Below are 12,723 nucleotides of genomic sequence, written 5' to 3' on the forward strand. Positions count from 1 at the left end.
TTAACTTGCTCGTGAGATTTGCGACTGTGCCTCTTTGATTGCTTCGCGAATCCTCTCGAACGGCTCCACTGCGTCGACCAAATCGACAAACCGGCCGGCGATCCCTTCCACGGTTTCGGTATGCTCGATCGGAACATGCAGCGTCGCACCAGCGAGCTTTACTCGCGATGCGCCAACGAGCATATCATTGGTGATCGGCCCCTCGTCGTTTTCCGCTGCTTCGCCGACCAAGGCAACGGGGACGCCACCCGATGCACTGAGCGACAACGATTCGGCTTGGTCACAACAGACCATCGATAACGGCGTGCGGCATTTTTTGATCAGAATTGGCCCGATCACCTCGCCAATCAGGTGATCGCGAAGCGTCGTGCCAAATAGAATTTCGTGAGCTCGCGAGGGGCGGACTGGAAGCGTGCATTGGAATTCGACCGGGCGACCGCCACGGTTGAGTACCAACAGCCCGCCGGTCCAACCGGTGTGCTCGTCGAAAATCACAGTAAAGTAACCTATCGTCAATTCGGTCGTTTGGGCCATTCAGAAAGCAATGCGGGGGAGGTTCGAATGCTGGCAAAACGAAATGACGCCCGTTCGTGGACGCATTCCGACATACTGGGTCTATTCGGCGTTCGGGTTGTTCCGACTTTAGCGGTCAATCGGGCGATAGAAGGAAGGCAAAAACCAGCGGTAAAATGGTTAAATTGGGTAGCCAACTAGGAAATTTTGCTGGCAACGCATCTTTGTTCGACAACTTCGTTTTTTGCCGGTTATACTCAGGGCTCGGATCGGTTGACGGATCACGTTCCAGCGGTGAAGCAGGTCTCCCCTCTGTTTCACGTCCTTTTTTGTTTCGCATTTGTTCTGTGCAGGAAAAAAATCACCATGTCTTACGACAACGAATCCGTCTCCCCCATGTTTCGCATCGATGTTTCCCCCCAAGCCAGCGCCGAGTCGGATGCACCGGAAAGCCGCGTCGTGGTCGAACTGTTGCAGCAATTGGTCACGGGGCAAAGCCAGCAAAACCGACTGCTTCAGGAATTGATGCAGCAGAATGCGGCGATGCAAAAACAACGCGCCGGCGAATTGCAGCAATGGAAAGACTCGAACCCCGAATTGTCGCGAGCTTGCCGAGAAGCAGCCGAAACGCTGAGTCGAGTTCAGACGCGGTTCCTCGATACGATGACCGAAGACATCCTGGAAAACGACGAGCATTTAATGGAAGGCGAATTCATGCTCAACGAATTCGTTGATCGCTTCGGGCCTCGGTTGGCTCATCTAAACGGTGTTTTGCAGGTGCTGGCCCAGCTTGGAACCGGTCAACCGATCCAACAAAACCAATAGCCTAGCGAACCTAAAGTCGAGTGAACCTAAAGTTTCGTGCAATACGTTGATGTCAAAATTCACGGTCCCGTCGCGACCGTATTGATGAACCATGCGGATCGCCGCAACACGTTAAGTCCTCGTTTGATCGAAGACCTGCAAACAGCGTTTGGGGACGTCCATCAGGAGAAACGTGTCCGTGCAGTTATCCTGTCCGGTGCAGGTGACCATTTTTGTGCAGGCATCGACTTAGCAGTTCTTGACGCGATAGCGAAGATGCCAAGCCCGCAGGCTTTCGACGAATTCTTCAATGCATGGCGACGTTACGCGGACTTACTCGAAACCATTTTGCGGTTCCCTAAGCCGGTGATCGCAGCAGTCGACGGATCAGCAGTGGGCGCCGGATTGGCGTTAGCACTGGCCGCTGACATAATGATCGTTTCGGACCGAGCGTCCTTGTCGGCCGAAGCGGTTCGGCGAGGATTGGTTGGCGGTGCGACCGCGGCGCTACTCTCCTTCCGAGCTGGCGCAGCGACGGCCGCTAAAATGTTGTTAACAGGCGAGACGATGGATGCTGACGAAGCATACCGTCGAGGAGTTTGCGAAAAACCAGTCCCCACAGAGCAAATTTGGGTCGCCGCATCCGACTTGGCCACACGTTGTTCGCACGCCCCGCGCGAAGCGGTCCAAGCGACCAAGCGAATCTTGAATGAAACGATTGGTGAGATGCTTTTGACTCAGATCGCAGCAGGAATTGCCGATAGCGCCACGGCGTGTTCCACTGAGTCAGCGCAAGAGGGCGTCGCGGCGTTCCTTGAGCGTCGAACGCCCAATTGGCCTTAGCGTTTCTTTCCCAAGCCCAATTATTCCATGACAAACCCTTCTGATATTGTTTGGCACGACCACACCGTGGACCGTGCGACGCGCGAAAAAAATCTCGCACAGCGGGGCTTGGTTGTTTGGTTCACGGGGCTGAGCGGATGCGGCAAAAGCACGATTGCCAACGAGCTTGACCATCAATTGAATCAACGATCCCGTGCAACGATGTTGCTCGATGGTGACAACATTCGCCACGGATTATGTGCTCCGCCCGAACGACTCAAGACCGAGCATAACGAAGCATTCGCCGAACGATTTGGGTTAGGATTCGGAGCGATGGATCGAGAAGAAAATATCCGCCGCATTGGATCGGTCGCCGCTTTGATGGCGTCCGCTGGCCTAATCACCCTCACCGCGTTTGTCAGTCCCTACCGGGCCGACCGCGACCGCGTACGAACCATTGTCGAAGCGGCAGGTCAGAGCGGCGATTTTCTTGAAGTCTTTGTCGATACACCACTCGAAGTGTGCGAAACGCGTGACCCAAAGGGTCTTTACAAGAAAGCAAGAGCGGGCGAGATCAAGAACTTCACCGGTATCAGCGACCCGTACGAAGCACCCAAGCACGCCGAAATCCATTTGCAATATCGCGATGGAACAACTCCCTCGGATCAAGCCGCCGAAGTGCTACAGGCGTTGATCGAGCGAAAAGTGTTCCTGTAAGCCCAACAGCGTCAAACCAATCGGGAGAACCATTCCCCAACGCTCCACCGCCTTACATGCAACTCATCATGCCGAATCTCTATGCGGATTTACCTGCATCGCTTGCTGAAGAACTCGTTACCACGATAGCGCAAGGCGACCACGTTCGTATCGAACGAATTGTTTCCACGGGGCACCGCAGTCCGCCTGAGTATTGGTATGACCAACCAGAACTTGAATGGGTCATTGTTTTGAAAGGTCACGCGACGTTGGAATTCGAAGCTGGAAAGCAGACCCCGATGGGACCGGGCGATCACATTTTGATTACTGCACACACGAAGCATCGTGTTGAATCGACCAGCGACGACGAACCGACCGTTTGGTTGGCCGTTTTTTTTGCAAACAAGGGCGTCTGCTGAATTGGCCAGCCGTGGTCACGACCGTCATCTACTTTGCGATTGCGATTGTCCATGCAACCACGACCAACGTTGCTGCGACCACGCCCGACACCGCCTGAACACGAGCGTTCGCTAAAACGCGATCGGGCATTCGACATGCGAGATACCCAAGCATCGTACCGGCGATAAAGCCGGCCACATGAGCACCAACATCAGTCCGTTCGCCACCGAGACCGGTGAATGCCAACATCAGGACGCCCCCCACAAGCGGACTCCACCGCCTCATCGGTTTAGGCGGCATTGCCGAACGAGGCCGCAAAGCATGCGCGACCATCATGCCAAGTGCTGCAAAGACGGCGGTCGACGCGCCAATCGATGAGTGCTCGGGTTCGCGAATCAACGCGTTGAAGAAATTCCCTAACGCCCCAGAGACGACGATCGTCAACCACGCGACTCCACCACCGAGAATCCGCCCCACCATGAAACCGAACACGCTGCCAAACACAAAATTGGACAACAAGTGCGCGAGATCGGCATGCAAAGTTAACGCTGTGAAGGTCCGCCACCACTGCCCCCGCATGACATCGCCCGCATCCATGTCACCAGCGGACATCCACAATGCCCCCGATTCGGGCGACCAAGAAACGACGGCGATCGAAACCAGGATACCGATGTACGCCACGACACCCACAAAGGCTCCACCAAAAATGGGGACGCGGCGGTCTTCGGTATTCGCTTCTCCGGCGTTGTCTCGTTGATAGGCTTCGATCTCGGCAATCGCCGCATCGGCGTTATCCTGAGGAACGATCAAGTGCCATTGACCATCGCGATGGATCATCTCATGGTGGAATCCCACGGCTTCGAGCACCACATGCAATTCGCGGCACACCTCACGGCGAGGTGTCCGAACGATGATTTCCCAGCCGTCTTGGTGTGATTGATCCATGCCCGAAATCGTCTCCGGAGTTGCTCAAATTGGCAAGGCTGCGATTACCCGGCGGATCGATAGGAACGGTCGTCCGCCGACAGGATAGGCACAAAGCCCTCCATTGGTGATGGCTGCGGGAGATCAGAATCCCTCTGAGAATGGCGGTAGACCTGCTTTTAACTGACCCCCCACAGAAGGTTTTCGCGGTTTCGGGGTGGATTGGAGGGCTATTTGCCGTTGCGTGATTGTCAACTGCCGGTAAACTACCCCCAACCGAGGACAGATGAACGATATTGTGAAGGCTGTCGGAAAAGACAAAAAGTAAACGAAAAGAAACGAAAAGAAACAAGAATGACGATCTCGAAAGAGCGTAAAGCCGCAGTCATTGATGAACACGCCAAGGCCTCTGGCGATACTGGAAGCCCTGAAGTTCAAATTGCGATCTTGACCGAACGCATCAACGGTCTTACGGAACATATGCGGACTCACCGCAAAGATTATGCTTCGCGACGTGGGCTTTTGGGCTTAGTAAGCCGTCGCCGACGGTTGCTGGACTATGTGCGGAGTGAGGACCCGCAACGATATCTCGATATCATTGGTAAATTGGGCATCCGAAAATAGCCCATGGTTGGACGCCACATCGGTGCGAACAGTTAGCAATTTGCTCAGAATCGCCCAACGGGGCGGTTACCAAGCATTGCTTCTCTCTTGCACCTCTTTGTGGCAGACGGCGGTATGCCGTGCGCTGACGAGAAACGCGTGATTGTTTGGGCCAAAAATGTTGGCTTTATGCCCGCGCCCAGCACCGTTTCTCTCTCTTCTCAATCGGCAAGCTGCCTTGCTTGTAGTGTGTCTATCCCGCGTCTTATTCCCACGCAGTTTTTGGGATTCGCGTGATTTCTTTGTGTTGTAATTGATAATGTAGTTGGTTGAAGGAAGGTAATTTAAAAGTGACCGTAAACAAAATTCGTGTTGAAAAACAAATCGGACGCAGCGTATTGTCGTTCGAAACAGGCCAATTGGCCAAACAAGCTGCCGGTTCGGTAATTGTGCAGTATGGTGAAACGACCGTGTTGGTCGCCACCGCAACGAGTGACCCAAGACCAGGACTCGATTTTTTCCCGCTGACATGTGATTACCGCGAGCGTCTAGCGGCAGCAGGTAAATTCCCCGGCGGTTTTCTTAAGCGAGAAGGCCGGCCGAGCACCAAGGAAACCCTCAGCGCTCGATTGATGGATCGCCCGATTCGTCCATTGTTCCCAACCGGTTTCAAAGACGAAGTGCAAGTGCAAGCGTTTGTCATGGCAAGCGACATGCAAAACGACGGCGACATTTTGGCCATGAACGGTGCGGGTGCAGCATTGCACATTAGCTCGATGCCGTTCCACGGTCCGGTTGCCTCGGTTCGAGTCGGCAAGGTTAATGGCGAATTGATCGCATTCCCGACTTTCGAAGACCTCGAAGAAAGCGAACTCGACATGATTGTCAGTGGTTCGCGTGAAAAGGTCGCAATGATCGAAGGCTTTGCCAACGAGATGACCGAAGATGACATGATGGATGCGATTCATTTTGCCCATCAAACGATTCGCGAAATCATCGACCTGCAAGATGAACTCTATCAAAAAGTTCAACCGCAGAAAAAGGAATATGTTGCTGCTCCTGACGATGGATTGATGCAGCGTCTTAACGACGCCTACTACGATCAATTCCGCGATGCCCAGCAAACTGCTGGGAAACAAGATCGGGCTGACGCTGTTCGAGCCCTTCGTGATCGCGCAATGGGCGACGTGATCCCTGATCCGAACGCTGACGGCGCAATTGAAGTGAATCGCTTTAAGAGCGTTTGGCACGACTTGGAAGAAAAAGTCATTCGCGACTTGATCCTCGCCGGTACTCGTCCGGACGGCCGCGATGGCAAGAGCCTGCGATCGATCTACTGCGAAACCGACCTATTGCCACGCGTTCACGGTTCGGCTTTGTTCCAACGTGGTGAGACCCAAGCATTGATCACCGTCACGCTGGGAACCGCACGTGACGAGCAACGCGTCGACGGACTTCAAGAAGAGTACAGCAAGAAGTTCATGCTCGATTACAACTTCCCCTCGTTCTCGGTTGGTGAATGTCGTCCGATCCGTGGCCCTGGACGTCGCGAAATCGGTCACGGCTGTTTGGCCGAACGAAGCGTTGCACCCGTGCTGCCTGCTGCGGAAGATTTCCCCTACACGATCCGTGTGATCAGTGACATCTTGGAATCCAACGGCAGTAGCTCGATGGCTTCGGTTTGCGGTGCGACCTTGGGCTTGATGGCCGCTGGCGTTCCGATTAGCAACCCTGTTGCCGGTATCTCGGTCGGTTTGGTTCAAGATGCCAGCGGTGAAAATTTCACCTTGTTGACTGACATTCTGGGGACCGAAGATCACTTCGGCGACATGGACTTTAAGATTGCAGGAACCCAAAACGGGATTACCGGCATCCAATTGGACTTGAAGGTCACCGGCATCAGCGACGAAGTGATTCGCGCAACGCTTCAACAATCGCGTGAAGCTCGTATCGAGATCCTTCGCAAGATGTTGACGACAATCCAACGTCCACGTCGCGAAACCGCACCATCGGCACCACGACTGCTTCGTACGAAGATCGCCGCCGATAAGATCGGTGCGTTGATCGGACCAGGCGGAAAGAACATTCGCAGTATCCAAGAAACGACCGGTTGCGTGATCGAAGTGGATGACGACGGCACCGTTTTGGTCGCCAGCACCAACAAGGAAGCCGCTGCCGAAGCGATGCGTCAAGTCGAAGCTTGCACCGCAACGGTTCAAATCGGAAAGATCTACGACGGCGTTGTCAGCAGCATCAAGGACTTTGGTGCGTTTGTTGAAATTCTTCCCGGTCGCGATGGACTTTGTCACATTAGCGAATTGAGCAGCGGTTACATCAGCAGCATCGACAAAGTGGTTGCCGTTGGCGATCCAATGAAGGTCTTAGTGATCGACGTCGACGAACATGATCGCGTTAAACTAAGTCGCCGCCGAGCACTTGAAGAGTTAGGCGTTGAAGACGAAATGGCGGCCGCAGTGGAAGGCGACGGCGATGACCGTGGCGGCGACCGAGAGGGAGGCGATGGCGATGATCGCCCACGCCGACGTCGTGGTGGCGGTGGCGGTGGCGGTGGCGACCGAGGAGGCCGAGGTCGCGGCGGTGACCGAGGAGGAGATCGTGGCGGCCGCTCAAGTGGCGGAGGCGGCGGAGGTCGTTACCGCGACTGATAGCGAGCCAAATTAGTTGATCAATCCAAACGTGTCGTTCCCAATAGAACGGCACGTTTTTTTGTGATTTCTATGGCTTGGCAATATAGCGATATTGGCCTTGGTTTTGAGCGGCGATTCGCTTCATTCGAGTTTCGCCATCGCGGCTGTAGTATGCAATCGTGTGGATGATGCTGATGATGCCACCTTCGCCAAACAGATTGCGTTTGCGGTTCCTTTCCTTCAAAAGGTCCTCGGTTGACTGTGGAAATTCGCCGTCGGACAACAAGAAAATCGCGTCGGCCTTTAGTTGTAACGCAAACTCCAATAGCACGTTCGGGTTCTTTCCGCGGTTTGGCTTAATGCTCATCGCCCAACGCTGCAGAGCCGCTTTGTTCTGCGGTGTCGCATAAACACTTCTCTGTTCATCCTTGTCAGGACTGCTCAGACGCATGTAGTCGGGATTCGAGTCATAGAAAATAACGTAGAACTTTTGATCCGGCTTCAACTGGTTGATTGATCGCAACAATTCCAACCGAGCGGATTGGAAGGCGTCGCCCATGCTTTGACTGCTGTCGACCAGATAGACAAAATGGTTGCCACCACCATCGACGCCACAAAATTGCATCTTTGCATCGGAGTTCGATGGTTTACTCATTAGCGTCGACGCCGCATCGGATGACTTACGCATCATCGAACTGAGCGGACTCGGCGGCGGGTTCGATGCAGCCGTATCAGCGTAGGCAACAACGACTTCACCAAGGGGCGTCAGTTCATTCTCGACAACACTCTCGGTTGGTTCAGTTTGTTCGGTTTCCGGCTCCGTCGATTCGATCGAGAAGGTTTCCATCGACATGTCTGATTCCGACGTTGCGGATGCTGATAATGCAACCTGATCCCGTGGACTTTGCGTCTGTAAGGTAATGAGTCCCAACACAAGAAGAATGCCCACATGAACGATTGCGCTAGCGATCCATGCAGCTGGCCGCCGCTTGGGTCGATCATCGTTTTCAGCGTTCTCCTCTGGAACCGCTAGCTCGACTTCGCCGACCTCTTCGGGAACAGTGCGCGGCGCAAAAAGTTCGAACGCTGGTTCCCTTTCATCGGGTGTCTCATCAGCAGGCGTCTCGGATGGCTCCTCGCATGATTCCTTGGTCGCGACAGAAAGCTGATCGTGAACTTCTGGCCCGTCGTTCACAGGCCCGTCGTTCACTGGCCCGTCGTTCACTGGCCCGTCGTTCACTGGCCCATCGTTCACTGGCCCGTCTTGTGCGGACGTGGCAATCGACGGTGAATCCGTCGATTCAAACGCCGCAAAATGGGGGGACGCTACCGAGGGTTGTGACGAGTCGAATCGGGTAACGCGTTCCTGTATGCCAACGTCGCTACCAACCTCCGCTTGGAATTCGGAAGTTCGCTGCTGCGTCTCAGCCAATCTCTGTTGGAGCGTGCGAAGTTCGTCCCAATCACTAAAACGACGTGGTGCCCCCGTTTGTCCATGCGCCGAGTCAATTCGCAATGCGGTAAAGGCGTCGTTTTGAATTTCCGCCCGAACCTTCGGATCCAACCGAACGCTGCTATCTTTAGCGGCAATCCGGGTTGTCAGCGTGCGGATTCGCAATTCCAACTCCGCCGCCTGCGCGTCGAGCCGAGCGGCATCGCCGGCGCGACGGACGCGAACCAACTCAAGCTCAAGTGCCGATCGTTCGTCCAGAATGCTTTGCATTCTCTCTTCGGACGATCCTGATTGCAGACCGTCACCGACACCAGCATCGAGGCTGGCTTTGGCATCCGACAATTTCGATTCGAGAGAATCGCGTGTCATTGTTTCCTGAGACAATTGGTCGATGGACAAAAATCTACTTTGCCTATTGTGCGGAATATTTGAGACTTGGCAACTAAAATATTGGCTGGTTTGTGTGAATTGATGGCTCCCAGCATTTCATGCTAGGCTGTCGAATTCCTCGATTATCCATCCATTTTTCTCAACTTAGGTGTCTCATGACAAATCGTCGCCAATTTCTGGGGCTCGGCTGTGCCTCTTCGATGGGCCTTGCGCTGGTGACCGAAATCGATGCCGAAGCCGCGGGGATTCCGTCATCCTTCCCGGTTCAGTTTTCGTTGAACGCGTCGACCATTCGCGGACAAAACTTGTCGATCACCGAGCAGATCGATGTTGCCTCCCAAGCGGGTTACGATGGGATCGAGCCTTGGATTCGCGATCTGGTCAGCTATGTACAGGCTGGTGGTGACTTATCCGACCTGCGCAAACAAATTGAAGACTCTGGATTGAAGGTCTCAAGCGCTATCGGTTTCGCTAAATGGATTGTCGACGATGAAGACCAGCGCGCAGAAGGTCTGAAGGAGGCTCGTCGCGACATGGAGATGGTCAAGGAAATCGGCGGAAACCTCATCGCTGCACCACCTATCGGCGCTCACATGAGTGGCGCAACCTCACCTCCACTTGCGACCATTGCACGTCGACTTCGCGCACTACTTGAACTCAGCGATGAAACGGGCGTCGTGCCTCAGCTAGAACTTTGGGGATTCTCGCCAACGATTAGCAAGCTTGCAGAATTGGTTTACGTTGCCACTGCGACCGAACACCCCAGCGCCTGCGTACTACCCGATTTTTATCATATCTACAAAGGTGGAAACGACTTCGCCGCCTTGGGCATGATCGAAGCATCACGGATGCACTGCTTTCATATCAATGACTATCCTGAGATGCCGCCAAGCCAAATCAACGACAAGGACCGCGTCTTCCCCGGCGACGGCGTTTGCCCATTGGTGCCAATCATTCGCCAGCTGTTGAACAACGGTTTTTGTGGCACGTTTTCTTTGGAACTATTCAATCCCGAGTACTGGGAACGTGCCGCTTTGGATGTCGCCCGTGAAGGTCTCGAAAAATCAAAAGCCGTCGTTGCCCAAGCCAGCAGCTGAATAGGCATTCAAGTGGATACATCGACGTGTTTCACGACATCATTTTCGTTGTCTCACAAGTTCCCCTTTACTCGTGGTAGTGTCGTTTTCTATACCACACAATTGTCGCACCCATGTGGTTGATCACAGTTTGTGGCATTTTGAAGTTTGACATTCAAATTCGTGAAAGGATTCCTTTGTGGCTGATAGCACCCAACCCATAATCAACGCAGCATCCAGTACTGCACCAAGCAACCCAGATACACCAATGACGTCGTTCGGTGATGCAACCCAGCAGTTGATCAATCAATTCACCAACGGCGAAGGCGACGTGGCAAGTATCGCCAATTATGCAACGTTGCATTTGGTCCCTCAGCTGTTGCTAGCAGCGCTCGGCCTTGGCATCATTTTCATTGGCTATTTGGTCGCCAGCTACTTGTCTCGCGTGATCAGCAAACCGGTCTGTCGCCGCGTTGACGAGACGCTTGGCAAATTTGTCGGCAAGATTGTTTTCTACTGCATCATGTTCGCTGTCGTCGGTGCCGTTTTATCCAAGATGGGCGCCCCCCTTGGTGGACTTGCAGCGATGTTGGCTGCGGCGGGCTTTGCAGTTGGTCTTGCTTTCCAAGGCACGCTCAGCAATTTTGCATCGGGTGTCTTGATGTTGGTTTTCCGCCCCTTCAAAGTTGGCGACGTGGTCAATGCAGCAGGTGTCGTTGGGAAAGTCAACGAAATCGATCTATTCACAACGACGCTCGATACGCCTGACAATCGCCGCATCATTGTTCCTAACAGTTCCATATCAGGCGGCACCATTGAAAACATCAGCCACCATCCGCATCGACGCGTCGAAGTACCAGTGGGTGTTGACTACGCTGCTTCGATCGATGCGACTCGTGCGACACTTGAAGCAGCCGTCCATCAATTCGATCAAGAAATGGTCCAAGGTGAAGGCCGAGGTTCGGCAGTGGTCCTTAGCAACCTCGGTGCCAGTAGCGTCGATTGGTTGGTGCGAATGTGGGTTCCATCGAAGGACTTTTTCCGGCTAAAAGAAGGTTTGATTCGTGAAGTCAAAATGCAACTTGACGCTGCGGATATTGGAATTCCCTACCCACAAATGGACGTTCATTTGCGTCGCGCCGACGCCACAGATGAAGCTCTGTTCCAACGTCCTCGGATTCGTCCAATACGCAGTGGCACGGATCCCGAATCACTCTCCCAAGTCTCCTGATTTACCAAGCCAAAAAACGTTACGAAATCAACTTAGGTCTCACGCAGCAAACGACTTACGATTGCTGGCTCAGTTTTTTTGAAAAACCAACAACCTAGCGACTTCATTAGCGATTAAGATGGCGACGATCTAAAAAATTGTCGTCATCTTTTTTTTCGCTTCATGGCTGCTTCGTTTATTCTTTTTGAAGCACCGTAGGCAACATCCGACGAAGGAGGTAGTCGCGGTATGTGGCACACCAGCCGAGGGGATCGCACTTTAATCTCGAGTGAAGCATCGTTGGTCAGTTTGGCAATTGACACAATGATTGATGCGTTGTTGGTTCATCTAGACGAAGAGGATGAATCGATCATGCCACCAGAGTGCCAATCGGGCATCGCCGTGTACGACGTTTTAACCGCGTCGCAACGCGTTGGGTTGCTACACGATGTGGCACGATACTTGTTGACCGAAACTGAAAAGACATTGTCCTTATCGGCGGCCACGGAAGCGGCCATAGCGGCGCTCTATATTGAGGTTCGCGACCAATTGGCAATCGAGATTGATTTGTATAGTGAAAACCCCATTGAAGGCCTGCAGACCGACTCGCTGCGATGGCGAATGCTGGTCTTAGCCGCCTATCTTTCGCTCAATCAGATCCCTGACAATGAAGAGCAAACGGAACGGAATCAATTGGAGTTCAACGATATCTCCGAAGATGATATGGACTCGGAACCGTTCGGATTGCCAGCCATCGATTCGGACGATTTGGAACATTGGGAAAGACTCATCGAAAGCTTAACCGATGCGGTTCTATGGGACCGTGATTATGAGTTAGCCGAGAGTTTCTTGGACGTCGACCCCGGCGTGTCGAACCAACGACGACGATTGTTGGGCATCGACAATGACTACTTCACCTACGTCGCACCGGATCCTCGTCCCGAACAAGTAATGCAATTGGTTTGGGACACTCGTGACATCTTGCGGTCCAAACCACGCTAGCCTGCGGTTTGCCATCTTTCCCCCAAGACAAACCACCCAAGACAAACCACCGAGGGGATGTTGCTGATGTGACAGTCGATTTTTGGCGAAGGACCCACGCGATCACGGACGACCCGACACCCAAAAGCCTCGATAGTGAGAGGATACGCGCAGGCCCAACTTCGGCCGGGACAAAACATTGCA

At 53.5% G+C, this 12,723-nt stretch carries 12 protein-coding genes; 9 read left to right on the top strand and 3 right to left on the bottom strand.

Annotation, left to right across the window (positions count from 1 at the left end; genetic code table 11):
- Positions 1 to 534, bottom strand: a complete 534-nt coding sequence (locus tag CA13_RS11665; protein ID WP_146396700.1) for a hypothetical protein — start codon at positions 532 to 534, stop codon at positions 1 to 3.
- Positions 535 to 879: 345 nt separating this feature from the next.
- Between CA13_RS11665 and CA13_RS11670 the strand changes: the two genes are divergently transcribed.
- From CA13_RS11670 to CA13_RS11685, 4 genes are all read left to right on the top strand, one after another.
- Positions 880 to 1,338 carry a hypothetical protein gene (locus CA13_RS11670; RefSeq protein WP_146396703.1) on the top strand — a complete coding sequence of 153 codons (459 nt, stop codon included), beginning with the start codon at positions 880 to 882 and terminating at the stop codon, positions 1,336 to 1,338.
- Between the two features lie 36 nt (positions 1,339 to 1,374).
- Positions 1,375 to 2,160 carry an enoyl-CoA hydratase/isomerase family protein gene (locus CA13_RS11675; protein ID WP_146396706.1) on the top strand — a complete coding sequence of 262 codons (786 nt, stop codon included), beginning with the start codon at positions 1,375 to 1,377 and terminating at the stop codon, positions 2,158 to 2,160.
- A gap of 27 nt (positions 2,161 to 2,187) precedes the next feature.
- Positions 2,188 to 2,856, top strand: coding sequence for an adenylyl-sulfate kinase (gene cysC / locus CA13_RS11680; protein WP_146396709.1), 669 nt, complete (start codon positions 2,188 to 2,190; stop codon positions 2,854 to 2,856).
- 68 nt (positions 2,857 to 2,924) lie between these two features.
- Positions 2,925 to 3,254, top strand: coding sequence for a cupin domain-containing protein (locus CA13_RS11685; protein ID WP_146396712.1), 330 nt, complete (start codon positions 2,925 to 2,927; stop codon positions 3,252 to 3,254).
- Positions 3,255 to 3,282: 28 nt separating this feature from the next.
- Here CA13_RS11685 and CA13_RS11690 read toward each other — a convergent pair whose 3' ends face one another.
- The gene (locus tag CA13_RS11690) at positions 3,283 to 4,179 is read right to left on the bottom strand and encodes a rhomboid family intramembrane serine protease (protein ID WP_146396715.1); all 897 of its coding nucleotides are present in this window, start codon (positions 4,177 to 4,179) and stop codon (positions 3,283 to 3,285) included.
- 333 nt (positions 4,180 to 4,512) lie between these two features.
- Here CA13_RS11690 and rpsO point away from each other — a divergent pair, with 333 nt between their 5' ends.
- Both rpsO and pnp read left to right on the top strand, forming a co-directional pair.
- Positions 4,513 to 4,782, top strand: coding sequence for a 30S ribosomal protein S15 (rpsO, locus tag CA13_RS11695; RefSeq protein WP_146396718.1), 270 nt, complete (start codon positions 4,513 to 4,515; stop codon positions 4,780 to 4,782).
- Positions 4,783 to 5,111: 329 nt separating this feature from the next.
- Positions 5,112 to 7,427: a polyribonucleotide nucleotidyltransferase gene (gene pnp / locus CA13_RS11700; RefSeq protein ID WP_146396721.1), complete on the top strand. Its 2,316-nt coding sequence runs from the start codon at positions 5,112 to 5,114 to the stop codon at positions 7,425 to 7,427.
- 70 nt (positions 7,428 to 7,497) lie between these two features.
- Here pnp and CA13_RS11705 read toward each other — a convergent pair whose 3' ends face one another.
- Positions 7,498 to 9,231 carry a vWA domain-containing protein gene (locus tag CA13_RS11705; RefSeq protein WP_146396724.1) on the bottom strand — a complete coding sequence of 578 codons (1,734 nt, stop codon included), beginning with the start codon at positions 9,229 to 9,231 and terminating at the stop codon, positions 7,498 to 7,500.
- 176 nt (positions 9,232 to 9,407) lie between these two features.
- Between CA13_RS11705 and CA13_RS11710 the strand changes: the two genes are divergently transcribed.
- The 3 genes from CA13_RS11710 (at position 9,408) to CA13_RS11720 (ending at position 12,540) form a co-directional block, all read left to right on the top strand.
- Positions 9,408 to 10,349 carry a sugar phosphate isomerase/epimerase family protein gene (locus CA13_RS11710; RefSeq protein WP_419194213.1) on the top strand — a complete coding sequence of 314 codons (942 nt, stop codon included), beginning with the start codon at positions 9,408 to 9,410 and terminating at the stop codon, positions 10,347 to 10,349.
- A gap of 247 nt (positions 10,350 to 10,596) precedes the next feature.
- Positions 10,597 to 11,559 (top strand): mechanosensitive ion channel family protein, encoded by a 963-nt coding sequence (locus CA13_RS11715; RefSeq protein ID WP_146396727.1) that lies wholly within the window; start codon positions 10,597 to 10,599, stop codon positions 11,557 to 11,559.
- A gap of 228 nt (positions 11,560 to 11,787) precedes the next feature.
- Positions 11,788 to 12,540 (top strand): hypothetical protein, encoded by a 753-nt coding sequence (locus CA13_RS11720; protein WP_146396732.1) that lies wholly within the window; start codon positions 11,788 to 11,790, stop codon positions 12,538 to 12,540.
- The last annotated feature ends 183 nt before the right edge of the window (positions 12,541 to 12,723 follow it).

Source organism: Novipirellula herctigrandis, assembly GCA_007859835.1.
In the GTDB taxonomy this organism is placed as follows: domain Bacteria; phylum Planctomycetota; class Planctomycetia; order Pirellulales; family Pirellulaceae; genus Novipirellula_A; species Novipirellula_A herctigrandis.